Source organism: uncultured Thiocystis sp., assembly GCF_903866365.1.
Taxonomy (GTDB): Bacteria; Pseudomonadota; Gammaproteobacteria; order Chromatiales; family Chromatiaceae; genus Chromatium.
On the sequence record NZ_CAIPNF010000410.1, the window covers coordinates 1 to 22,363 of the forward strand.

Genomic DNA, 22,363 nt, shown 5'->3' on the forward strand with positions numbered 1-22,363 from the left:
CATCGTGCGTCCGATCCTGCACCTGGCCGCCAAGACGCGCGAGATCGCGGCGCAAGGCGATGTCACGCGCCGGGTCGCCGAACTCGATTCCGGCGACGAACTGGCGACGCTGGTGCATGACTTCAACGCGATGCTCAGCCGTATCGAGGAACGGGAGAATGCGCTGGAGCATCACGCCAAGGCCCTGGATCGGGCCAATGCCAAGCTGCGTCGTCTGGCGATGGATCTGTCCCTGCTGGAAGCGACCGAGAAGCGGCGCCTCGCCAGCGAGTTGCATGACAGCCCGATGCAGAAACTGGCGCTGGCCCAGTTGCAGATCGCCGCCGGCACCCGCTCGGGTGGCGCGGATGCGGAATCGCGGCAGCAGATCGAGGCCGGTCTGTCGCTGTTGCGCGAGGCGATCGACGAGCTGCGCTCGCTGCAATTCGAGCTGAGTCCGCCGATCCTGCATCAGCAGGGGTTGGCCGCCGCGCTTGACTGGCTGGCCTCCAACACCGAGGAACGCTGGGGCATCCGCATGACCTGTGCGATCGACGCGACCCTGCCCGATCCCGGTCGCGACACCTCGGTGATCCTCTTCCAATGCACCCGAGAGCTGGTGTACAACCTGATCAAGCATTCCGGCGCGACCGAGGGCGCGATTCGGCGGATGGCGGACCCGGCGGGGCTGGCGATCAGCGTCGAGGACAATGGCCACGGTCTCGCGCGCGCTGCCGGCCCGCTGCCGGCTCCGAGCGGCTCGGGCTATGGGCTCTACAGCGTGCGCGAACGTCTGGGGCTGCTCGGGGGTACGCTTGAGCTGACATCCCTGCATCCCGGTACGCGGGCACGGATCGCACTACCGCCGAGCCGGTGTCCGGACGGCGCGGCGGCGGAATCGATCATCGGTGTGAAACGCAACCCCCTCGCCGCCAGGAGATCGAGAAGATGACGCTGACACTGATCGTCTGCGATGACCATGCACTCTTTCGCGAGGGTCTGACCCTGCTGCTGAACCAGCAGCCGGGCTGGCGTGTGCTGGCGCAGGCCGCGCATGGCGCCGAGGCGGTTCGACTTGCGGCCGAGCTGCAACCGGACGTGGTCATTCTGGACGTGGCAATGCCGACGATGAGCGGCATCGACGCGGCCTCCGCGATCCGCGAGGTCGCGGAGCGAACGCGGATCGTGGCCTTGTCGATGTACAGCGACGCCCATTATCGACGCGCCATGACCGCGTCCGGGGCGGCGGCCTATGTGTTGAAGAACGAGGCGAGCGCCGAGCTGGTCGAGGCCATTCAGGCCGTCCTGCGCGGCGAAACCTATGTCAGCCCGTCGATCGTTCGGGTGCCGCTACCGACTCCGGAGCGCCGCGCCGACCGCGATCTGGGCCTGTTGAGCGAGCGCGAACGCGCGGTGCTGCGCCTGATCGTGGAAGGTCTGCGCACCAGGGAGATCGCCGATGCGCTCGGCATCAGTGCCAAGACAGTCGAGACCTACCGCGCCCGCCTCATGCTGAAACTCGGTGTCGACAACCTGGCGGGACTCATCAGGATGGCGCTCCGAGCGGGACTGTCGCCGCCGGGCTGAAGACGTCGAGACGTGCGAGTTCGTCTTTAACGGTTCAGAAAGCGCACATTGCCGCCCGCGCGTTCGGCGGCGGCCTCGGCGACCGACGCACGGGCCATGGCCAGCAGTTCGGCGATCCCAAGCCGGTCGCTGGTGTCGATCTCGGCGATCTTCTCGAAGCGCGCGAGCGCGTCCCGATGCTCGCCCAGACGCATCAGCAGATAACCGGACCCCTTGATCGCCAACAGCAGAAAGCGCGTTAAGGTCATGGAGACTTGCACGGAGCGCCCGAGGTCCGCCTCCGAAAGATTCTGCCAGCGCGCGGTCAGACCGAGTCTGGCCGAAACAATGGCGATCGCCCGGTCGGCGGTGATCAGCGACTCGCGATACCGCTGGCGGTAATAAAAATACCGGTACAGAGCCACCAGCACCGTCAGATGCTCCGGTTCGAGGAAATACGCCCGGAGCAGGCTCGTCTCGGCGCCATCCTCGCCATAGCGTTGGGCCGCGTCGAGCAGGAGTCCTTCGACCTCCGGGCTGACCGGTTCGTCGAAATACATGTCCTCGCCAGCGAAATCGAGAAAATCCATGGTGGCGTTGCCTATTGGAGCAGAGCGGCTTGCGGATGACCGATCTCGGCCAGAAAGCGGCGCAGATCCAGCGGCTCGGGCGAGCGCTTGGTCTCGGTGACGAAACGGCGCACCAGCGGCAGCACCCGCTCGGCCTGGTCCGTGTCGATCTCGAAACGCAGTTGATCGGCGTACACCTGTCGCACCGCGCGCGTCCCCGAATGCTTACCGAGCACCATGCAGTGCATGCGGCCCACATCGGCCGGATCGATGCCCTGATAGTTCAGCGGATCCTTGAGCAGGCCGTCGACATGGATGCCCGCCTCGTGGGTGAAGGCGCCCGCGCCGACCAGACTCTTGTGCCAGGCCACGGGCTTGCCGGACGCCTTGGCGACCAGCCTTGAAAGGCCGCCGAAATGCGTCATCTCCACGCCGCAGTCGATCTGGTGGATGTGTCTCAGACCCATGATCACTTCCTCCAGCGCCGCGTTGCCGGCACGCTCGCCGAGTCCGTGGACCGTGGTGTTGACATGGGTCGCGCCGCCGCGCACCGCCGCCAGGGTGTTGGCGGTGGCCAGCCCCAGATCGTCGTGCGCGTGCATTTCGATCTCCAGATCGACGATGGCGCGCAGGTCGCGGATGCGCTCGAAGACGGCGAAGGGATCCAGCAGACCGACCGTGTCGGCGAAGCGAAAACGCCGCGCGCCGGCCTCCTGTGCGGCCTCGGCGGCCAGCCAGAGGAATTCGGGGTCGGCGCGCGAGGCATCCTCGGCGCCGACGCAGACCTCCAGCCCCAAGTCCTGCGCGGCGCTCACCTGGCGGCGGATCTGACCGAGCACCCAGGCGCGGTCGCGCCCGAGCTTTCGGGCGATCTGCTGATCGGAGACCGGAACCGAGAGGTCGACGAAATCGACGCCGAGGTTGCGGCACTGGACGATGTCATCCGGGAGCATCCGGGTCCAGACCATCAGACGGGCCGAAAGCCCGAGCGCGGCGACCGCGCGGATCGACTCGCGCTCTTCCTCGCCCATGGCCGGGATGCCGATCTCCAGTTCGGGGACGCCGAGCGCGTCGAGCCCGCGGGCGATGGCGAGCTTTTCCTCCAGCGAAAAGGCGACGCCGGCGGACTGTTCGCCGTCGCGCAGAGTGGTGTCGTTGATGGTGATTTTGATGTGCTTGTCTGTCATGGCTGGTTCCTGTTTGCCTATGAAGATTGCTTTGCAAATAAAATGCCATTCGTGGAACTTTTTATTATCAAAGGGTTGGTGATTCCATTGAGACTGATTGGTGGATTCGCGACACCTGGCATGGGTCGTTTTGTCGCGGAGATGACTGACCGTCGATGATTTCTTCTTTTCCAAGGCTGGCGTGTACCATGACAAACCCTGGCGCTGTACTATTCCTGTGTTGGCGGTGTATTCGGTCTTGTTGGAACGGATAGCTGCTCGTTACCTTGTCATTCGAAGAACAACTTAATTCAAGATCATGGGGGGAAACCTGATGAATGCATTCGATATCCTTGGTGCGGTCATGAAGGCCGGTATGTCGCCGCAGGTGGGCAACCGCATGGGTAGCGTACTCGGTCAGATGATGGGCGGTGGCGCACCTGGGGCGACGCCGGGTAATGCGCCAGGCGGCGGCGTGTTCGATGTCCTGACCAAGGTGGCTGGATCCATGATGGGCGGCGGTCAGGGAGGGGCGACCGGCGTGGGTCTGCCCGGGTCGGGCGGTATGGGCGGTTTTCCCGGCGATCTTCTCAAACAGGTGGCAGGGGCGCTGCTCGGTGGCAACGCGGCCCAGGGCAATGCAGGCGCGGGGATGGGTTCGCTGGCGATCTTCGGCGCTCTGGCCGCTCAGGCCATCGAGGTCGCCAAGGGCATGGTCGGCGGTGCCTCTGCCCAGGCTGGCGGTCTGCCATCGGGCCAGGGAATGGATGACCAGACCGCGGTGCTGGCAGGATTGCGCGCTCCGGCGAATCCCCTCGAACAGCAGCAGGTCATGGACGTGGCGACGCTTACCCTGAGGGCGATGATCAGTGCCGCCAAGGCGGATGGGCATGTGGACGACAATGAAAAGCAGCGCCTGCTTGGCAAGCTTGGCGAGGGCGGCATCACCCCGGAGGAACAGCGCTTTGTCGAGGAGGAGATGAATCGGTCAATCGATCTGGGTGCACTGGCCCGCTCGGTGCCGAACCAGCAGGTGGCGGCCCAGCTCTATACGGCATCGCTCATGGCCATTACCGTGGACACGGATGCCGAGCGCCGCTACCTGGCCGAGTTGGCGAATACGCTCAAGCTGGAACCGCAGGTAGTCGCCTACCTGCATCAGGTCATGGGCCTGACCTGAGCCAGTATCCGTGCCGGCCGAATCCCTTCGGTTGGCTCGACGCCCAGTGATTGCAAAGGCTTCTGCTCTCAATCCTGGATCCAGACGGAGACCGAACCGCCATTGCAGCGGAATTCGCCCCAGCCGTCCTGATTGGTGACGACGGGCTCCGGCACATGTCCGGTGATGTCGTGGAAGGGGCTGTTCGGTCGCCGCGCATCCATCCATTTCGTCCCAGCGTCGCCGTCGCTCATCAGGACCGCCATGGCCTGCGGATGATGGTCATCGCCGAGACGTGTCCAGCCGATCCGGTTCCAGTGATTGAGGTAGTCGATCTGCGGTCCGTGGGCATGGTCGCGGCGCGCGGCGCGCGGCGAGGAAGCGGTCGATCAGGCAGCGGTGTGACAGCATGAGGATGCGATGGAGATTGCCGTCGCGCCCGCGATCTTCATAGTCGGCCCCCTCCGCCTGAAAGATGCACGGGTAGCCTTCCTGGCGGAGCAGGATGTAGGCGTAGGCGAGTGGCTTGAACCAGGGTTCGACGGTGGATTCAAGCGCCTGCAGGGGCTGGGAGTCGTGGTTCTCGACGAAGGTCACGACCTGATTGGGACGCTCCTGAAGCAAGGTTCCTTCCGCGAGCCGACTAGACCTGGAGCCCGGCGTCGTGCAGTGCCTCGACCGCGGCGAGATATTGCGCCCGGGTGCCATATTTGGTCCGGATCGCGCCCTTCTGATCGAATTCGCCCAGGTCGTACAGGTCATAAACCCCATAGCCGACATCCGCCGCGCCCCCGGTCCCCTTATAGGCCGGGGGCAGCCAGAGCGCCGTGATACCCGCCGAGGAGAGTTCCGCGGCGCGCGTCGCCACTGCTTCCCAAAGAGTGCCGTCCGCTGAGGTATACCAATGGAAATACTGCATCATGACGCCGTTCATTAGGATCTGGCTCCTTTGGTCTGGATGGAACTCGATTGCGCGTCCGCGCTGGCGCGCGGACGACGAGGATGTAGGCGGTGCCTTTAGACCGGGATCTCCTCAAGCACGACGATCGACCAGGGCGAAACCTCGTATTCGCCCATCATCGGTTCCGCGTCATCTTCCAGACTCCAAAGATTGCAGCGCGTCTCCGCCCATGCGGCGGTATCGATGATCCGTCGCCATTCCCGACCCTCGTCCAGCGGGATGCCAAAACGGTGCGGATGTGAATCCATATTGATGAGTAACAGGAAATCGTGATCCTTGACCGCACTACCGTCGATGCGCAGCCAGAGGCAGCGGTCACCGTCCGCGATGTCCGACAGACCTTCCGCTCGCTTGAACTGGTAGGTCACGTCCTCCCCGGAATCCATCAGCCAATCGCCGTACTTGCGCTGGCGCAGGCAGGGGTGGCGATGGCGCAGATCGGCGATAGACGCGGCGAAACGGAACAGGGGATTACGTCCATCCGCATTGATCCCGGTGCCGAAATTGTCGTGATAAGCGCCACCGTCGCCGGTCGGGATCGCGGTCGGGCGGTTGGTCGCGATCATCGCGTAATTGTTCCAGGTGGCAACGCTGTCGATGTTGTAGGCGTTGTTGTTGCCGTTTTGGGTGCGGCCGAATTCATCGCCCCAGACCGTCATCGGGACGCCGCGCGAGAAGAACTGGATGGTCCAGAAGTTGCGCAGGCGCTGCCGGCGCAATGCCTCATCGCCGCCGGAATCCCAGGAGTCGTTGCTGTCGTTGCCGCCGTCGGACGGGCCGAAGGGCCAGTCCGCCAGGTTGTTCTTTTCGTTGTAGCTGACCAGATCCATCAGCGTGAAGCCGTCGTGGGCGACGATGAAATTGATCGACCGCTGAGGACCGCCCTGGTCGTTGAAGCTGTGATAGTCGCCGTTGACCTGCTCGATAAAGGCTCGAATATTGCCGTCGCCCTTCAGGAAGCGGCGGATCGCGTCCCGGTAACGGCCGTTCCACTCGCCCCAGCCGGCGGGGAAGTTGCCGACCTCGTAGCCCCACATGTCCCAGGCCTCGGCGATCATCTCGACGTGACGGTCGGCGCCCAGGTCGCGGATACGGTCGAGCAGGGGGTGGGTTTGAGAGAACCGCTTTTGCTCGCCCCAATGCTCGCGCTCGGCCGCGTCCGGCGTGCGTCCGAGGACCGGGGCCAGGTCGAAGCGGAAACCGTCCACGCCCATCTCGTCGAGCCAATAGGTGAGCGAGTCCATGACCAACTCATGGGCCACCGGATTGGAGAAGTTGAGCTGATTGCCGCAGCCGGTCGCCCCGCCCACTAGATCGCCGTTATCGGCAAGCTGGTAATACTCGATCGCATCGAAGCCGCCGAAGCTGACAAACCCGGTGACGTCGTTACTGCCCCAGTTACCGCCCTCGCCGGTGTGATTGAAGACGACATCCAGATAGACTTCCAGCCCTTCGTCGTGAAACGCCTTCACCATCTGTTTGAATTCACGGGTCGGACCGCCGGGCGACCGGTCGCTCGCATACCGGCGGTCTGGAGCGAAATAGCCGAAGGTCATGTAGCCCCAGTAGTTGCCGCCGGGCGCGTCGTCCGGATTGTTGTCGTTGGCCGATTCATGGACCGGCAGCAGCTCGATGGTGGTGAAACCCAATGCCTTGAGGTACTTGGCCATCAGCGCGGCTCCGGCATAGGTTCCGCGCAGCGTTTCGGGCACATCGGACACGGCCTCGAAACCGGGGATGTCGACGAGCAGGGTGCGCAAGTTCGATGCGGATGGATGGCGGGTCAGGCCACGCACATGAGCCTCGTAGACGATCGCCTTTTCGGGCGGAAGGCGAGGGCGGATGCCGGTCGAGGTCTGGTCTGAGGCAAGGACGATTCCCTTTGGCGCCCAGTGTCCAGTATCGAATTCCCGGCTGACCACGCCGAGATAGTCGCCGCCGCCGGTCGCATACATCCCGCCGTGATGGCTCGCCTGACGCATCGCCGGTGTCTCCTTGTCGTGGGAGAGTTCGCGGGCGTAGGGGTCGAACAGCACCTTGTTGGGATTGAAGCGGTTGCCGGCCGCATCGACATCCGAGATAAATCCCAGGTTACCGTGGTCGCGGGACCAGTTCTCCCGGTATTCCCAGTTCGGGCCGAAGCAGCGGAAAGCGTAGAAGGTTCCGAAGGGGACTGCCGCGACCTGGGCGCGCCAGATATCATCGGCGGGGTTACGGACAAGCCAGTAATCATAGCGTGCGCTTGCCCCGGTCGGCTGGTCGTAGAGTTCGAGCAGGATCCGCGTTGCATGTCGAGAGTAGACCGCGAAGGTGATGCCTTCGCCCAGCGGATGGGCGCCCAGCGGATAGCGCGCGTCATTCCAGGCGGCTTGATCGATCGGAGCAAAGTCACCTGAATCGGGGTGTTGCTGTCCAACCTCTGGTCTCGGGCTCATACTCTCAATCCTCGAATGAGTTCGTTAAGACGCTGGAAACGGCTCGGTGCTGTCTTATGAGTGATGTTCTGACCGACACTGAACGATCAACGGCGGGAGTATCACAGTTGTCTGTTACGTTTTGATGAGAAAGGCCATGGAACTCCATGGGGGCAAATTATCCGGTCTCGGCTTTTTGTCTATCTAGTAAACATGCTGTTTCAAGTTACAATGCTTCGACTGAAAGAAGGTCGGATGCCCTATGGTTTTTGTTGGCTTTTCGATTGCTCAGTCGTTTAGCGTGCCTTGATACCTGTACCCACCATTTGCGATTCAAGACTCGCGATACTCGACGGGGAGACTCCTTGGTCAAACGCCCGAGTGGAATCTACCTGTCACTCGCTGTCGCGGGCTTCATCAACGAACAGGCTGTTTTTCTAGCTTAAAATTTCGCAATCTATCGAGACTCAACAACCATGGCCCCTCGTATTATTGGACTCATCCCCTTTGCTTTGGCGCTCTTGATGGCCGGAGGCGTCTGCGCGGCCGATGAGGTCGGTGTCGCGGAGCCCGCGCTGACCGAAGGCGTTCCCGGCGAGTTCACCTTCGCGGCGGTCGTCCGGCGCGCGGCCGACCTGGCGACCGGTCCCTATTCGCCAGACCGCCCCGAACTGCCCGACTATCTCTCCGACCTGGATTACGACCGCTACCGCGACATCCGCTTCGATGCGACTCACAATCTCTGGCGTAACGAGGGGCTGCCGTTTCAGGTCAATTTTTTTCACCGGGGATTCCTGTCGAAAGACCGGGTGACGATCAATCTGATCGAGAACGGTCAGGCGAGACCGGTTGTTTTTCGTCACGACTTTTTTAATTACGGTAAGAATCTGGTTCCCGACGAAATGCCGTCCGACCTCGGTTACGCCGGTCTGCGCCTGATGTATCCGCTCAACCGGGATCAGCTCTTCGACGATCTCACGGTGTTTCAGGGGGCCAGTTATTTCCGCTCGCTGGGCAAGGATCTCAACTACGGACTCTCTGCCCGGGGGCTGGCCATCGATACCGGGCTGCCGAGCCAGGAAGAGTTCCCGGTGTTTCGCGAGTTCTGGATCCGCAAGCCCGACGCGGACGCGACCGAGATCACTCTCTATGCCCTGCTGGATAGCGAAAGCGTGGCGGGAGCCTATCGCTTCGTGATCCGCCCCGGTATCGAGACCGTGATCGACGTCAAGGCGCGGCTCTTCTTCCGCAAGTCGGTACAAAAACTCGGCGTGGCGCCCCTGACCAGCATGTTCTTCCATGGCGAGAATACGGATCGCTTCATCGACGATTTCCGTCCGGAGGTCCATGACTCGGACGGCCTGCTGATCGAGACCGGACACGGCGAGCGGATCTGGCGCCCGCTCGTCAATCCCATTGGCCTGCGGGTGAGCAACTTCCAGGTCGAAAATCCACGGTCCTTCGCGCTCCTGCAGCGCGACCGCGATTTCCGCAGCTATGAGGATCTGGAGGCCCACTACCAGAATCGTCCAAGCGCGGTGGTCGAACCGATCGGCGACTGGGGCAAGGGCGTCGTGGAGCTGGTGGAGATTCCAAGTAACGCCGAGCGTTACGACAACATTGGCGTCTACTGGATTCCGGAGCGGCGCACCGAATCCGGCCAGGAGTTGGAATTCGAATATCGTTTACGGTTTACCAGGGATCCCGAGGCCGGCCTGCTCGGCGGACGCGTGATCTCAACCCGCGTTGGGGCTGGCGGGACCGATGTGCTGGATTCCGGCGTGCGTAAATTCGTGGTCGATTTCGCCGGCGAGACATTGGCTGGCCTGGCTCCGGAAACCCCGGTCGAGGCCGTCGTTCTGACCACCTCCGGACACCTGTCCAAGCCGGTGGTGCAGGCCAACCCGGAAACGCATGGCTGGCGGCTGTTCTTCGAGTTGAACCCGGATGGCAACACGCCCGCCGATCTGCGCGCCTTCCTGCGCCATGGCGATGACGTTCTCAGCGAGACCTGGAGCTTCCGATGGGTGCACGAATAGACTCGGCGCCCGCCCTCCCGGACGGTACTGCCATGCCGACGAAAGCCTCCGACTGGCCACGCGCGGCGCGGCGCCTGGTCGAGTATCTGACCGCCCTGGGCGTCAGGGATCGCCAGGAGATCGACCGGCTCGGCGAACAGGTGCGGCGGCGCCTGGACGCTCGCGCGGCCCATGCCCCGCTGGAGGATGCCGTGGAGGCTGCGATCGAGGAGATCCTCGCACTGCTCGACGACTGGTTGACCGCGGAGTTGGACATTGGAGGCGATGCGAATGCTCTCGCGGCAGCCCGCGCGGCGGTGCTCGGTGGCGGCATCCCCGGCTGGAGCGCGCGCTGGGCCGGTCTCGCGGGCGATTCACTCGCCACTGAGATCCGCGCGTTCCAGCGTGACGCCGTGCCGGAGCGCGCGCCTTTGACGATGCAGGCCAGTACGATCGATCTGTGCTGTCACCGACTGCGCCGGCGGATTGCCGCCGCCATCTGCCGGCTCTTCTGTCAGCCGGACCTGCCAACGAACCCGCGCGGAGACCGGTCATGACGACCAAACATGGGCGATTCTCCGGTTGGGGACGCCACTTTCACCGACCGATCTTTTTCTCCCTGGTGATCCTCACCACGCTGGGCGCCATGTCCCTGCTGTCGGCGGCGATCCAGGATGATGGCGTTACCCCCCTGGAACTGGCGCTGCTGATCCTCTATGCGATCCTGATGCTCTGGATCACCGCCTCCTTCTGGACCGCCGCCCTGGGGTTTGTGCGGATCCTGCGGCGCATGGGTCGCCGAGCCCCGGCTGACGACAGTGCCCGGAACGATCAGGATGAGGGGAGCGAGCCATTCAAAACCGCCCTGGTGATGCCGGTGTACAACGAGGATCCGGAGCGGGTCTTCGCGGGTCTGAGGGCCATGGTTCAATCCCTGGTGGAGACGGGGCGCCCCGAGGGATTCGAGATCTTCGTGCTGAGCGATACCCGCGATCCCGAGACCTGGATCCAGGAGGAACTCCAGTGGCGCCGTTGGGCGCTGGAACTGGGCCAGCCGGCGCGGCTCTTTTATCGCAACCGGGTGGAGAACACCGCCCGCAAGAGCGGCAATCTGGCCGACTTCTGCCGACAGTGGGGCGGGCGCTATCGCTATATGATCGTGCTCGATGCCGACAGCATCATGACCGGCGAAACCCTGCTGGAGATGGTCCGGCGCATGGAATCCGACCGGCGCGTCGCACTGATACAGGTGCCGCCGGTACCGGTCAATCGCTCCTCGCTGTTCGCGCGCATGCTGCAATTCGCCGGCAGCCTCTACGGCAACATGTTCGTGGCGGGGCTGGCCTATTGGCAGCAGGACACGGCGAATTTCTGGGGCCACAACGCCATCATCCGGGTCAGACCCTTCGCCGAGCATTGCGGCCTGCCTCAATTGCCGGGACACGAGCCCTTCGGCGGGGAGATTCTCAGTCACGATTTCGTCGAGGCCGCCCTGCTGGCGCGCTCGGGCTGGAAGGTCCGGCTCGCGGACGACCTGGGCGGCAGCTACGAAGAGATCCCGCCGACCCTCATCGACTACGCGAAGCGGGACCGGCGCTGGTGTCAGGGCAACCTGCAGCATTCCCGTCTCATTTTGGCGCGCGGCTTTAAATCCTTGAGCCGCATCCATTTCGCGATGGGCGTCATGTCCTATCTGGCATCGCCCCTATGGCTGCTGTTCCTGATCGCGACCGGGATCGAGGCTTATTTCCGCAGTCTGAAGGTGCCGGTCTATTTCTTCGGGGACAACGTGCTCCCGGTCTGGCCCGAGTCCTACGCGGTCGAAATGGCCACCGTGTTGTGGGTAACGCTGGCCCTGTTGTTTCTGCCGAAGCTGCTTTCCCTGGTTCTTCTGGCCTTCGATCCGGTTCAGGCACGACGCTTCGGTGGACTGCCAAAAGCGACGCTAAGCGTCCTGATCGAGAGTTTTTTCTCGGTTTTGCTCGCGCCCGTGCTGATGTTGTTTCAGAGCAAGTTCGTGGCGGCGATCCTGCTGCGCACCACCGTGGGGTGGCCGACTCAGGAGCGCGGCGATCATCAGACCGGGCTGGCCGAGGCGGTTGGCGCGCATGGCGTGCATACCCTGATCGCGGTTGCCGCCGGGGTGGCGACCTATACCTATGTCCCCGCCTTTTTCTGGTGGTTTACCCCGGTCCTGGCGGGACTGGCGCTGTCGATCCCGGTCTCCATGATCACCAGTCGGACCGCGCTCGGCCGTCTGGCGCGGCGCGCCGGTCTGTTCATGACGCCCGAGGAAGCGGAAGAGCCCAGGGTGCTCAGGCTGCTCGATCAACACCTGGCCACTCCCCAAGCGCTTCCGTTTGCCGCGTCCAGTGACCGCGACTTCTGGTCCCAGTCCGTGGCGGCCCCCTGTGCCTACGCTCTGCACGCCGCCTTATTGCCGGACGAAACGCCGAGCCGTCGTCGTCGTCACGCGCTGGAGGGACTCATTTTCAAGCTCCAGGACGAAGGGCGGGACAGCCTCGGTCAGCAGGAGAAGCGAACGTTGATTTCTCATCGGGACGGGCTTTACGAACTGCATACGCTCTTATGGGCGGGGAAGGAACCGCCCATGCCTGTCGCGCGGACAGGAAACGAGCGCACGGTGGAACCGCTGGCGTCATGAAACCCTGTTCGCGGATGCCCGGTCTGCTTCTCGGCAGAGAAGCGACCGCGGCACAAATGCTGACATTCCGTCCAGTCGAAGCCTTGAGCCTTGAGAATTGGTCTGTTTTCCTGGAAATCGTCTTCCGCTCAACGTATCCATCTAGGGTCTGAACCGCGCACGTCCTGGTTTCCCGTCCGCCCGGCGTCGCTCCGCGGTGAGCGATTCTGTCTCTCCGCGGCCCAGTCGCTCTCTTGACGGTTGGCGCGTGACGGCGGGGCTGAAGACCGAGGATCGCTCCTTCCCACGGCGCTGTCGTTCGAACGGAATCGTCCATCCCACTGCGCGTCGGTACCACCGACGGATCTGCTTGGATTGACATTGTTATCCCTTTCACGCGGAAAAGACTGGCGAGGATTCGGCGCCGTGCCGCGATCGCGGATCGGATCCGCGCGGTTTTCCCATGGACTGCCGCGACGCGGCGCCGATCTGGAGAGATCGCGGTCAGGGTACCAATCGGACGGGGCGGCGCGACGTCGGTCCGGAGATGCCCCGGCGCCGCCGGCTGGACCGGGGCGGTTCTCCCAATTGGTGCCCGGTCCGCTGGCTGGCCCTGGAGGATTGCCGTCGCGATCACGATGACGCGGGGGACCATAACGGCCATCGGGCGCAACCGCCGAACGAGTGACCGGTCGGGACGGAATTTCGGCCCGGCCCTGGTAGCGATGGGTTGTATAGGTGTTCCTGTGGTGTTCGTACCAGTTGCGATAGGCCGGCTTGTATCTGCGCCAGTGCGAGACATAGCGTGCGCGGGCATGCGAGGGGACCCAGAGACGGGTGCCGCCGCTCCAGTAATAGGGGATGCCGTCATCGGCGAAATAGACCACGTAGCCGTCGTACAGGAGCGGTTGATAGCCATATTCCAGTGGTGGGCCATAGACCACATCCAGCGGTGGACTGCTCACCCTCACCAGACAGCCAGGGATTGCCAGCACGAGAAGCGCGAGGCATGCGAGTGTCGTTATGGTTCGAGGATACAAGATCGACTCTCCTGGTCGGTTTGTTTCGTTGCTCGCCGGGACGATGAGCCGAGTCGCAAATTTGGGATGAACGCAGGCGCGTCGGAGGAGCGGGCGTGGTTCGACCTGCCATATTCCACTTCAAGCAGGCGGCGCGCAAGCCCGGAGGGCTCTCGACAACTGGCCAGCGATGCGGCGTAGATCGGTCAGGAGCGCTTGACGTCCCGGGTAGCGGAAGACATCGACCAGTTCCGTCATCGGACGCAGTTGACAGGTCGCGGCGATCAATAGGGCGGCGTCCCGCGCGTCGAGCGTTCCGGCGCTCAGGCAAGCGCCGAAGTGGCGATGAGTGAACTCCGCCAGCAACGGAAGGGTGGCGTCCAGGGTGCGATGACCGCCTGCAAAGCCTGCCAGCTCGCGTCGACTCTCGATCTCTTGCCTGACGGTGGCGGTCGGGGACTCCGCTCCAGCGAGTAAAGACGCCAGCAGCGCGACGGCAACGTCTGGGGAGAGTGCCCGCAGCGGTCCGGCCAGCAGAACCGGCAGACGCGAGGCCAGACGCTGCCGGGCCATCGCGGCGAACCGCCAGCCGCGGGCGTTCAATCGCCTCAGCACGACGACCGCCGGTTCGCCACTGGCGGCGTTGCGGCTGGTGCCGATCTGGACCGGGCGGTAGCCACAGCGGTCCCAAAAGCGCAGCAGCTCGGGCGTGGCCCCGAAACTGGCGCCCGCCAGGTCAATACCGTCCGCCCGACCGTCGCGAAAGAGTGTGCGCAGCAGCCGGCGTCCCAGGCCGCGACCGATGAGCGCCGGGTGGACGGCGATCCGGATCACGCGCAGATAACGCAGGGCGGGCGCCTCCAGCAGACCGGCGTGCGCGGAGAGCGTTTGCGGCAGCAGATGCCCGCGCGGTCGGCGCTGTCCCAGATAGATCGACTCGCGCAGCCCGGCGTCCGCGAAACCGCCTTCCTCGGCGGCGAGCAGGGTCGCGGCGATCCGCTCGCCGTGACGCAGCACGTAGATCCGCACGTTCGGCCCATCGAGCAGCATCCGCAGATCCATGGGGCGAGTCTGGTAGTGGGCGAGGACCAGCAGGCCGAAGAGTTCGCGCAAGCTCGGCTCGTCCTGGGCGAGTGCGTCGGGATCGAGGCGCTCGCCGCGGCAGGTGGCGAGACTGGCGGCGGTCAATTGGTCGTCTGGCGCCGGCGCCGCGTCGAGCAGGAGCGCGCGGAAGGTGAGCGCCTCCAGCGGATCGGCGGGCGCCCAGCGGATCGGGGTGTCGAGCCTGAGCGCGCGCCAGTTCGGGGTCAGGCGGTCCAGGGTGGCGCGAAAGCGAATCTCGAACCCCCGGCCAGTGCCTTCGTAGCCATGCACCGTGGTCGCGAAGACGATGCGCGGATAGCGGGCGAGCAGGGTTGCGAGCAGCGGCGCCGGAATGCCCGCCGCCTCGTCGACCAGCAGCAGATCGGCGTTTGGACCGGCGGCGGCGAGCGCGGCGGGCGACTGGAACGACAGCCTGTCGATGGCCGCCGCGCCGCCTGGATTTTCAGCCTCGCGCAGGACGGCCTCGGCATGCCGAAAGACGGGATCGACCGAGGCGCGTCTGGGGGCGGTCAGCAGGATTCGGCAGTCGCCGGCGCGCAACAGGTGCCCGGCCGCCAGTCCAAGCGCCGCGCTTTTGCCGCGTCCGCGATGGGCGGTCAGAACCAGCGGGCGGCGGGCGCGCCCGTGCGCGGTTTTGAGGATGGCGTCGACGGCCCGTTGTTGGTCGGGGGTGACTGGCTCCGCGCGCGGCCAAAGGCCGGTTGGGCGGATGCGGGCGGACGTCTCGGCTCGCGCGGGCCGGGACAGGTTGGCCGGTGTTGCCGGGTGGGGAGAGCTGGCCGGATCGGATTGATGGATGCAGACGGTCAGCGGGTCCGCGTTCAGCACGCGCGCCAGCCGCGCGATAAAACGCCCGGTCAGCGCGTCCGCCGTATAGGGCCAGACGGCGATGCGTTCGGCCTCCGGGTCGCTCTGGCTCGGCCAATCGGCGAGCGGCGGCGTCAGCAGAATCAGCATCCCGCCCCCGCGAATGGCGCCGGTCGCCGCGCCGAAGCCGTCCGGGTCGAATCCGCCGTGGGCGTCGTAGATCAGCAGATCCAGATCCTGGCCGAGCAACTGGATGGCGTCGCGGATGGGCCGGATGCTGTCGGCGAGCGGACGCGGCGTGAGCCAGACGGGCGTCAGTTCGGGCAGGGCCGCGACGGCCAGACGCGCGCACGACGCGGTCCAGTCGGCCGCGCCGGCGAGGAGCAGGACGCGCCGATGATGGCTGGCCCGTGCCTGCTCCCAAAGGTTTCCGACAAGGTCGACGGTCAGCGCGCGCGCGACGCTCAAGGGGCCATCGACCCCGTCACCGGGACGAAGCGAACATCGATCAGGTTGCGGCGTTGCAGGCGTCCGTCCGCGTCCTTCTCGAACAGCGCCAACTGTTGAATCGCGTCGACGCCGCCCAGCGGGATCACCAGTCGACCGTCCGGTTTGAGCTGATCGATCAGATGGCGCGGTAACGCGGGCGCGGCGGCGGTGACGATGATGCCATCGAAGGGCGCCGCCTCGGGCCAGCCAAGCCAGCCGTCGCCCGCGCGCACCCGAACCTTGTCCTCGCCAAGCTCCGCGAGTGTCGCGGCGGCCCGCGCGGCCAGTTCCGGGACGATCTCCACCGAATAGACCTCGACGCCCAGGGCGGCCAGGACGGCGGCCTGATAACCGGAACCGGTCCCCAGCTCGAACACCCGATCGCCAGGTCCGACCTCCAGCAGTTGGCTCATGATGGCGACGATATAGGGCTGGGAGATGGTCTGTCCGTCGCCGATGGGGAGCGGATGGTTGCGATAGGCGAGATGGCGTTCCGGCTCGGGGACGAAACGCTCGCGCGGCACCCGGCGCAGGGCGTCGGCGACCCTGGGATCGAGCCCGTTGACGCCCAGTTCGCGCGCGGTCATGCGGACATCGCTTTCGATCTGCTCGATCAACCGGTTGCGCGCGTCAGTCATGTCGTCGTCCCGTGCACAGGCGCCGCTTCCGATGGACAGACACAGCAGCGACGCGAGAAGGAGTGGTTTCACAGAGTTTAGCCGGGCTATTTGAAAAGATCCTCGGCCGCGCCGCGCAATCGCTCCGGATCCGTGGCGCTGGCCGCCGGGCCGCCCGCGCGCATGGCCGGCTCGAAGAATTCGCAGAAATTCGCGCGCGTTTTCTCCACCACGCGCTCCACCAGCGGCTCCATGCACTCGTTCGGTCGCCCCGGCGCAAAGTGGCGGCAGTTGCGGCAGCAGTGGGTCGGTTTGTCGCAGTTCAGGCAGGTCGACTCCCGCCCATAATCCAGCTTGGTCAGGCCCTGTCCGCAATTCCAGCAATGACCGACGATTTCCTCTGGCATGTTGTGCGCTCCTCGGGATCACAGTGGTTGTGGGAAGAGAAGAACACAGAATCAAGGCAGAAAAAAGGGGCCTTGCGGCCCCTTTGAAGGGATGGCCCGAACGGGCCTGTCAATCTCGTACTCAGCCGGAGGTTGCGTTCATCCGAAAATAGCGTGCACGATGTTATTCTTCTTCCAGACATTGATGGCGTCATGGCCGGTCGCGGCCGTTGCCTGATCGATGGGCGGCCTGCAATCCCTGGATCTGCGTTTCGCATTAAGCCTTTGACCGTTTCATGCCCTTTGTTTTATGTTGGTTGGGCTGGCATGCGACCATGCATGTCTGGTGTTGAGCGCGCTTTCCGGCTTCCTGATGTCCACCGGTTGAGAAGCCTTCTGCCTCGCACGGTGTCTGACTGAACGAGGAGCCATGACTGGGACCATCATCCACCACGCAATTGGACTGCATCTGCATCAGCCGCCAGGCAATCTGCGCCTGCTGATCGATGTCAATCCCGGGGAGGCGGAGGAGATCGTTTGCTGTTATGAGCGGGCCGTGCGGTATGCCTTAAGGTATCGGGATGTGGCGCGCTTGCATATCGGGTTCTCCGGTGTCCTGCTGGAGCAACTGATCGATCCGGATATCGTCGACCGTTATCGCCATCTTGTCGATCTGCCGGCGATGCTCGATCAGTATCGGGAGGCCGAGAATATCGAGCTGATCGGCATGGGGTATTATCATCCGATTTTTCCGCTCATCCCGCGCGCGGACTGGCTTGAGCAGCTCGAACGTGGCAGGGCGATCATGGAGCGGGTGTTCGGGCGCGTTCCCCAAGGTTTCTGGCCGCCCGAGATGGCCTTCACCATGGACATGATTCCGGCCCTGGTTCAAGCCGGTTATGATTATGTCGTGGTCGATGGCGTGCATGTCCGGCCCGAGGATGGCATCAGCGACATCTTTCGGCCCTATGTCGCCTGCCAGGATGGGTGCTGTATCAGCGTGGTCCCGCGAGACCGGGAAGTCTCCAACGCACAGTCAAACGGCATCGATCTGCAATGGTTCCAGGATGAAGTCCGGTGGCGTGTCACCAGCTCGCCGCGTCCACGAGAGAACCGTCTGGTGACGACCTGGTCGGACGGCGAAAACGGTGGCTGGTTTCGCCAGCGCTATGAGGAGTCGGGTTTTTTCGGTCATTTTTTCGCACCCTACATGGAGCGCTGTCGCACGGACGACTATCCGATCAAGCCTGTCTGCCTGAGTCATTATCTCGCCCGGATCCGGCCCTTGCCCCAGGCGCGGATCCAGACCGGTGCCTGGAATGTGAGGTCGACCTCGGGCGAGGATCTTTCTCAATGGTCCGGCAGCGAGCGGCAGCGCCAGGCGGTCGCGGAGGTGAAACGGCTGAGCGGGCGCTACTGGGATCTGTGCCGCAGTCAGCCCGACGCCTTTCGGCTGGCGAGCGAGGCGATGTTCCGCGCGCGGCGTTTGATTCTGGAGGCCGAGACCAGTTGTTTTCTGTTTTGGAGCGATGCCTGGATCCCGCATCTGTATGCGCGCACGGCGTCGGCCGAGATGGCCTTGCGCGAGGTCGAGGCGAGATTGGAAGCGGGATCCGCGGTGGCATCGGGCGGTTTCGACGAAGCGTCCACGCCGGCGTCGGTCGCAACCCTGGAGGATGCCGCGCGCGAGGCGAAATCCGATTCGGCGGAACCACGCTCCGGCTCAGATCCTTGACGCGGGTCTGGGGCGCCGCGTTTCTTAACCGGGAGACATGACAATCACCATCCATGCGGATCGTCTTCCGGCAGCCTCGGATGCCTTGATGTGCGAGCTTTCCCAGGACGAGCGGAATCCCTTGGCGGACCGTTCCATCATCCGTCCGGTCTTGGACGCGCCCGATCTGGCGCCGCCGCCAGCCCCGCTTGCCCCCGTATTTCCGCTGGAGATCAAGGCAACCCAGGTCGTGCTGTTTGAGGGCGCGGCCGATGAGGTACGGGTGCGCTGGCATCTGCAAAACAATGACGACGTTCGTACCAGCCATGATTTTTCAGTCGATGGCGGTCAGCCCTTTCCGGTTTTGCGTCTGCGGCGGCGAGGCGATGACGGCATGTCCGAGGGTGTCGAAGAGCGCCGCCCCTGGCTCGCCGGCAAGCGGGGAGAGGGCGAAGCCGGATTCCGGGTCGGGCCGGACGCCGCGCGCTTCGAGGCGGAACTTGGACTGGCGAATGCGGCAGGCGGCTGGCTGCTCCTGGCGCGCTCGAATCGGCTGGAGCATGCCGCCGGTCTTGGGCTCGAATTTCCGGCGGCCACTGAGCGGGCGGGCGTCCGGTCTGTCACGGATCCAACCCTGGATCCTCCGCCGAGCGCGCTCACGCCGGAGTTTCCAGCGCCGATCCCGGACGCTGGACGCGCTTCCCGATGGCCCCCCGAGTCCGGGGCTTGCGCTCTGGCGCCGCGCGAGGAAACTTTGTCGGTTGTCAGACGCGACGAGGCGTGGAGCGACAACAATCCCGCCGGTGTTGCAGAAGCGGTCGGACAAGGACTACCGAACGTTGCGCACAACCCGGTTCTCGCAACCCGCCTGGCACGGGATCTCCTGAATGACCAGACAGCCGCCGCTGCCGGCGCAACCATCGCTCAGGAATCCAGCGAACCCGCAATCGCGGGCACCTCCCGAATCCCGACCCTGATCTATGGTCGATCGTCGCCCCAATGCGCCGAGCCACTGATCGAGGCCCAACTTCACATCCACGGTTGGGCCGCGCCCAACACGGAGATCGATTTGTTCGGTCGACGTTATCGCGTCGGTCCCGGCGGACGGTTCCAGTTCGTGCTCAAGGTCGATGATCCAGCCCTGTTGAAACAGGCATTGATGCTCCATCCGCCGCCGGAGCTGGATGCCCCACGCCACGACCGATCAAATACTTAAACGTAGGGGAAACGGGCGTATGTATATCGCCATGGTGAGCGCCGAGTGTGCGCCCATCGCAAAAGCAGGTGGTCTTGGCGACTTCGTTCAAGGCTTATCCCGCGAACTGACCGTTCGAGGCAACGCGGTGGACCTGTTTCTGCCGTATTACGATCTGTCACGGCTTGAGTCCGTCTCCGGCCTGCGCGAAATCGAGCCGGATCTGCGGGTGCCATTTCACGATCGGTGGCTCTCTTGCCGGGTGCTTGGCGGCGCAATGGATGGCATCAACTGCCTGTTCATCGATCCGCGGTCAGCGCACGGTTTTTTTCAGCGGGGCCGGATCTATGGCGAGCCGGATGACCCGGAACGCTTCGCCTTTTTCTCGCGCGCGGTCTTGGAGTTCCTGCTGCAATCCGGACGGCGGCCAGACATCCTGCACTGCAACGATTGGCATACCGGGCTGATTCCGGTCCTGCTCTATGAAGTCTATGAAGCGATTGGGCTCACCAACACCCGCGTCTGTTATACCCTGCACAATCTCGGGTATCAGGGCCAGGTCGGCGAATCCATCCTGCGTCAGGCCGGTCTCGATCCGCGGCGTCTGCTGGTCGCCGACCGTCTGCTCGATCCGCGGGACGGTCGGGTCGCGAATCTGTTGCAGGGCGGCATCGTGTATGCGAATTTCGTCAACACGGTTTCGCCGCGTTACGCCTGGGAGATTCAGGGTACCGAGCAGGGGATGGGATTGCAGCCTCTGCTGAAGACGCACGCGCACAAGTTCGGGGGCGTGCTGAATGGGATCGACAGTCTGGTCTGGAACCCGGCGGTCGATCCGCTCATCCCGGTCAATTATGGGGTGGACAGTCTCCCGCGCAAGGCGGCCAACCGTCAGGCGTTGCGGACCCGCCTGGGGCTGCGGGAAGTGGAAAAACCCATCCTTGCGATTGTCAGTCGACTGGACTTTCAGAAGGGCGTCGAGCTGATGCTGCATGGCATTCGGTATGCCCTTGCGCACGAAAGTCAAGTGGCCCTGTTGGGCACGGCGCTCGATCCTGTCATTGCCGAGCGGTTTGCGCGTCTGAAGGAGGAGACGGATCCCAACCCGGATTGTCATCTGGAGTTGGGATACGACGAGACGCTGGCCCACCTCATCTATGCCGGCGCGGATCTGATCCTGATTCCAAGCCTCTACGAACCGTGCGGCCTGGCGCAGATGATCGCGATGAAGTATGGCGTGGTACCCATCGTGCGGCGCGTCGGCGGGCTGGCGGACACGGTGTTCGATGCCAACTATTCGGATAAACCCTTCGAGGTGCGCAACGGTTATCTGTTCGACGACCTGACCGAGGCTGGACTGGAAAGCGCCATGAGCCGCGCGCTCGGTCTCTGGCGTAATTTTCCGGAGTATTTTCGGCAATTGCGGGTCAACGGAATGCGCGCCGATTTTTCCTGGAGCCAGCCGGCCCAACAGTATCTCGACATCTACACGCACATCGGCAGATAGGAAGCGACAGAATTCCAGGCTTCGCATCTGCGCTTCCGCTTGCGGCGCGCCGCCTCGATCTGGCGAACAGCCGCGCGATGAGCGGTTGCTGTCCACCTTCGCCGTGGCTGGAATGCTGGATGCCGCGGTGACATCAGGGTCTCGCTGCCCGAGACGGCGCGATCAGCGCGTGTCCGGTTGACTATCGTTCAGTGAGGTGGTCGACAAACGCATCAGGGTGCGGATGCTGTTCAGGGCGTTGTCTCCGACATCCGAGAATTCGATGCCGAGACACCACAGATTCGCTGAACGGCTCGGCGAGATCCAGGCCACCGAGCCAACGGCCTGAATGCCCTCGGGGTGTTCGGGGGTTTGCATTTCCACGAGCAGGTTCGATCTGAGGGCAAACAGGCGACTGCTGAGCAACTGAACGCCGCCCTCGCTGATGTCATACCCGATCGCCTGATGCATGCCCAGTGTGGCGGACTGCGGCTCCAGGGTCAGCGGTAAGAGGCGGGCACGACATTCCCAGGACACACGCTCGGTAAACCGGCGTTCGTCCGCTTCCATTTTCGCGATCATCGATTGACGCTCCCGTTGTGGTGATTCAAAACGTCCCGTTGCGCCGAGGATGCATCCGCTGTCATCGGGTTGCCCGGCGGGCGGACGACGCGAGCGATCGGCTCAAGGCTCATTCCTCGTACATCATGCAATTCGCGACTAATCTCAGGCGCAGGGTCTGTCTGGGTCTCAGGTGGATCGATCGACTGCAGTTGTTAAAGCCGATGGAATATTCCAGGAGATAATCGCCTGGGTCAAGGCTCAGGTCGAAGTGCTGGTTGCGACCCAGCCGATAGAGGTCGGTTTGGTCGAGCCTCACCCGCATGGGTGCAAACCATCCAACCAGTGAGCCGTCTCTCCACAAGCTCAGCCGGGCGGCCTCCGAGGGTCTGCTCAGCGGGGGCGACGGTCCGATTTGGCCGCCCGCGCTGGCGCAACCGGCAAGCAAGACAACGAGGGTCAGCACGGCGTATCGGTGCGACTTTGTTTTACACATGACAGAATGATCT

General features: G+C 63.9%; 20 protein-coding genes. 9 read left to right on the forward strand and 11 right to left on the reverse strand.

Annotated elements, in window-relative coordinates; genetic code table 11:
• Together QZY07_RS22570 and QZY07_RS22575 are read left to right on the forward strand one after the other, a co-directional pair.
• Nucleotides 1-931: ATP-binding protein (locus QZY07_RS22570; RefSeq protein ID WP_295407793.1), on the forward strand; the 931-nt coding region annotated here is incomplete at its 5' end.
• Nucleotides 928-1,566 carry a response regulator transcription factor gene (locus QZY07_RS22575; protein ID WP_295407796.1) on the forward strand — a complete coding sequence of 213 codons (639 nt, stop codon included), beginning with the start codon at nucleotides 928-930 and terminating at the stop codon, nucleotides 1,564-1,566. The genes QZY07_RS22570 and QZY07_RS22575, both read left to right, overlap by 4 nt.
• Nucleotides 1,567-1,592: 26 nt before the next feature.
• Here the strand turns inward: QZY07_RS22575 and QZY07_RS22580 are convergent, their stop codons facing one another.
• Nucleotides 1,593-2,135 carry a hypothetical protein gene (locus QZY07_RS22580; protein ID WP_295407799.1) on the reverse strand — a complete coding sequence of 181 codons (543 nt, stop codon included), beginning with the start codon at nucleotides 2,133-2,135 and terminating at the stop codon, nucleotides 1,593-1,595.
• 11 nt (nucleotides 2,136-2,146) lie between these two features.
• Complete coding sequence (gene nifV, locus QZY07_RS22585; RefSeq protein WP_295407801.1) at nucleotides 2,147-3,301, reverse strand: homocitrate synthase; 1,155 nt, start codon at nucleotides 3,299-3,301, stop codon at nucleotides 2,147-2,149.
• A 313-nt stretch (nucleotides 3,302-3,614) separates the two neighbouring features.
• Here nifV and QZY07_RS22590 point away from each other — a divergent pair, with 313 nt between their 5' ends.
• Nucleotides 3,615-4,460: a tellurite resistance TerB family protein gene (locus QZY07_RS22590; RefSeq protein WP_295407804.1), complete on the forward strand. Its 846-nt coding sequence runs from the start codon at nucleotides 3,615-3,617 to the stop codon at nucleotides 4,458-4,460.
• 68 nt (nucleotides 4,461-4,528) lie between these two features.
• On the opposite strand, the gene QZY07_RS22595 is transcribed toward QZY07_RS22590, so the two are convergent.
• The 4 genes from QZY07_RS22595 to QZY07_RS22610 form a co-directional block, all read right to left on the reverse strand.
• Complete coding sequence (locus QZY07_RS22595; RefSeq protein ID WP_295407806.1) at nucleotides 4,529-4,693, reverse strand: alpha-amylase domain-containing protein; 165 nt, start codon at nucleotides 4,691-4,693, stop codon at nucleotides 4,529-4,531.
• A gap of 28 nt (nucleotides 4,694-4,721) precedes the next feature.
• Complete coding sequence (locus tag QZY07_RS22600) at nucleotides 4,722-5,063, reverse strand: hypothetical protein (RefSeq protein WP_295407809.1); 342 nt, start codon at nucleotides 5,061-5,063, stop codon at nucleotides 4,722-4,724.
• 19 nt (nucleotides 5,064-5,082) lie between these two features.
• Nucleotides 5,083-5,373, reverse strand: coding sequence for a hypothetical protein (locus QZY07_RS22605; RefSeq protein ID WP_295407812.1), 291 nt, complete (start codon nucleotides 5,371-5,373; stop codon nucleotides 5,083-5,085).
• Between the two features lie 83 nt (nucleotides 5,374-5,456).
• A complete protein-coding gene (locus QZY07_RS22610) occupies nucleotides 5,457-7,835 on the reverse strand; it encodes an isoamylase (RefSeq protein ID WP_295407815.1) in 2,379 nt (792 codons plus the stop codon).
• A gap of 455 nt (nucleotides 7,836-8,290) precedes the next feature.
• Between QZY07_RS22610 and QZY07_RS22615 the strand changes: the two genes are divergently transcribed.
• From QZY07_RS22615 to mdoH, 3 genes are read left to right on the forward strand one after another with little or no spacing between them, the layout of a single operon-like run.
• The gene (locus tag QZY07_RS22615; protein WP_295407818.1) at nucleotides 8,291-9,853 is read left to right on the forward strand and encodes a glucan biosynthesis protein; all 1,563 of its coding nucleotides are present in this window, start codon (nucleotides 8,291-8,293) and stop codon (nucleotides 9,851-9,853) included.
• Nucleotides 9,854-9,885: 32 nt separating this feature from the next.
• Complete coding sequence (locus QZY07_RS22620) at nucleotides 9,886-10,389, forward strand: hypothetical protein (protein WP_295407821.1); 504 nt, start codon at nucleotides 9,886-9,888, stop codon at nucleotides 10,387-10,389.
• Nucleotides 10,386-12,497, forward strand: a complete 2,112-nt coding sequence (gene mdoH / locus QZY07_RS22625; protein ID WP_295407824.1) for a glucans biosynthesis glucosyltransferase MdoH — start codon at nucleotides 10,386-10,388, stop codon at nucleotides 12,495-12,497. The genes QZY07_RS22620 and mdoH overlap by 4 nt, the downstream gene beginning before the upstream one ends.
• Before the next feature lie 128 nt (nucleotides 12,498-12,625).
• Here the strand turns inward: mdoH and QZY07_RS22630 are convergent, their stop codons facing one another.
• From QZY07_RS22630 to QZY07_RS22645, 4 genes are all read right to left on the reverse strand, one after another.
• Nucleotides 12,626-13,471, reverse strand: a complete 846-nt coding sequence (locus tag QZY07_RS22630; protein ID WP_295407827.1) for a hypothetical protein — start codon at nucleotides 13,469-13,471, stop codon at nucleotides 12,626-12,628.
• A 165-nt stretch (nucleotides 13,472-13,636) separates the two neighbouring features.
• Nucleotides 13,637-15,874, reverse strand: coding sequence for a GNAT family N-acetyltransferase (locus QZY07_RS22635; RefSeq protein ID WP_295407830.1), 2,238 nt, complete (start codon nucleotides 15,872-15,874; stop codon nucleotides 13,637-13,639).
• Nucleotides 15,871-16,605, reverse strand: coding sequence for a protein-L-isoaspartate(D-aspartate) O-methyltransferase (locus QZY07_RS22640; protein WP_363184711.1), 735 nt, complete (start codon nucleotides 16,603-16,605; stop codon nucleotides 15,871-15,873). The genes QZY07_RS22635 and QZY07_RS22640 overlap by 4 nt, the downstream gene beginning before the upstream one ends.
• 14 nt (nucleotides 16,606-16,619) lie before the next feature.
• The gene (locus tag QZY07_RS22645) at nucleotides 16,620-16,919 is read right to left on the reverse strand and encodes a hypothetical protein (RefSeq protein ID WP_295407833.1); all 300 of its coding nucleotides are present in this window, start codon (nucleotides 16,917-16,919) and stop codon (nucleotides 16,620-16,622) included.
• Between the two features lie 409 nt (nucleotides 16,920-17,328).
• Here QZY07_RS22645 and QZY07_RS22650 point away from each other — a divergent pair, with 409 nt between their 5' ends.
• Genes QZY07_RS22650 through QZY07_RS22660 form a run of 3 tightly spaced genes read left to right on the forward strand, consistent with a single transcriptional unit; the run spans nucleotide 17,329 to nucleotide 21,314 of the window.
• Nucleotides 17,329-18,633, forward strand: a complete 1,305-nt coding sequence (locus QZY07_RS22650) for a glycoside hydrolase family 57 (protein ID WP_295407836.1) — start codon at nucleotides 17,329-17,331, stop codon at nucleotides 18,631-18,633.
• 37 nt (nucleotides 18,634-18,670) lie between these two features.
• Entirely contained in the window at nucleotides 18,671-19,828 is a 1,158-nt protein-coding gene (locus QZY07_RS22655; RefSeq protein WP_295407840.1) for a hypothetical protein, read from the forward strand.
• Between the two features lie 19 nt (nucleotides 19,829-19,847).
• Nucleotides 19,848-21,314, forward strand: a complete 1,467-nt coding sequence (locus QZY07_RS22660) for a glycogen synthase (protein ID WP_295407843.1) — start codon at nucleotides 19,848-19,850, stop codon at nucleotides 21,312-21,314.
• Between the two features lie 162 nt (nucleotides 21,315-21,476).
• Here the strand turns inward: QZY07_RS22660 and QZY07_RS22665 are convergent, their stop codons facing one another.
• Complete coding sequence (locus tag QZY07_RS22665) at nucleotides 21,477-21,875, reverse strand: PilZ domain-containing protein (protein WP_295407846.1); 399 nt, start codon at nucleotides 21,873-21,875, stop codon at nucleotides 21,477-21,479.
• Between the last annotated feature and the right edge of the window lie 488 nt (nucleotides 21,876-22,363).

What these genes read in the sequence shown, in the direction of transcription:
- QZY07_RS22655 (WP_295407840.1), top strand. Translation starts at nt 18,671, where the DNA reads ATGACAATCACCATCCATGCGGATCGTCTTCCGGCAGCCTCGGATGCC.
- QZY07_RS22595 (WP_295407806.1), bottom strand. Translation starts at nt 4,693, where the DNA reads ATGAGCGACGGCGACGCTGGGACGAAATGGATGGATGCGCGGCGACCG.
- QZY07_RS22610 (WP_295407815.1), bottom strand. Translation starts at nt 7,835, where the DNA reads ATGAGCCCGAGACCAGAGGTTGGACAGCAACACCCCGATTCAGGTGAC.
- QZY07_RS22575 (WP_295407796.1), top strand. Translation starts at nt 928, where the DNA reads ATGACGCTGACACTGATCGTCTGCGATGACCATGCACTCTTTCGCGAG.
- QZY07_RS22590 (WP_295407804.1), top strand. Translation starts at nt 3,615, where the DNA reads ATGAATGCATTCGATATCCTTGGTGCGGTCATGAAGGCCGGTATGTCG.
- QZY07_RS22615 (WP_295407818.1), top strand. Translation starts at nt 8,291, where the DNA reads ATGGCCCCTCGTATTATTGGACTCATCCCCTTTGCTTTGGCGCTCTTG.
- QZY07_RS22580 (WP_295407799.1), bottom strand. Translation starts at nt 2,135, where the DNA reads ATGGATTTTCTCGATTTCGCTGGCGAGGACATGTATTTCGACGAACCG.
- QZY07_RS22650 (WP_295407836.1), top strand. Translation starts at nt 17,329, where the DNA reads ATGACTGGGACCATCATCCACCACGCAATTGGACTGCATCTGCATCAG.
- nifV (WP_295407801.1), bottom strand. Translation starts at nt 3,301, where the DNA reads ATGACAGACAAGCACATCAAAATCACCATCAACGACACCACTCTGCGC.
- QZY07_RS22645 (WP_295407833.1), bottom strand. Translation starts at nt 16,919, where the DNA reads ATGCCAGAGGAAATCGTCGGTCATTGCTGGAATTGCGGACAGGGCCTG.
- mdoH (WP_295407824.1), top strand. Translation starts at nt 10,386, where the DNA reads ATGACGACCAAACATGGGCGATTCTCCGGTTGGGGACGCCACTTTCAC.
- QZY07_RS22620 (WP_295407821.1), top strand. Translation starts at nt 9,886, where the DNA reads ATGCCGACGAAAGCCTCCGACTGGCCACGCGCGGCGCGGCGCCTGGTC.
- QZY07_RS22660 (WP_295407843.1), top strand. Translation starts at nt 19,848, where the DNA reads ATGTATATCGCCATGGTGAGCGCCGAGTGTGCGCCCATCGCAAAAGCA.
- QZY07_RS22605 (WP_295407812.1), bottom strand. Translation starts at nt 5,373, where the DNA reads ATGAACGGCGTCATGATGCAGTATTTCCATTGGTATACCTCAGCGGAC.
- QZY07_RS22665 (WP_295407846.1), bottom strand. Translation starts at nt 21,875, where the DNA reads ATGATCGCGAAAATGGAAGCGGACGAACGCCGGTTTACCGAGCGTGTG.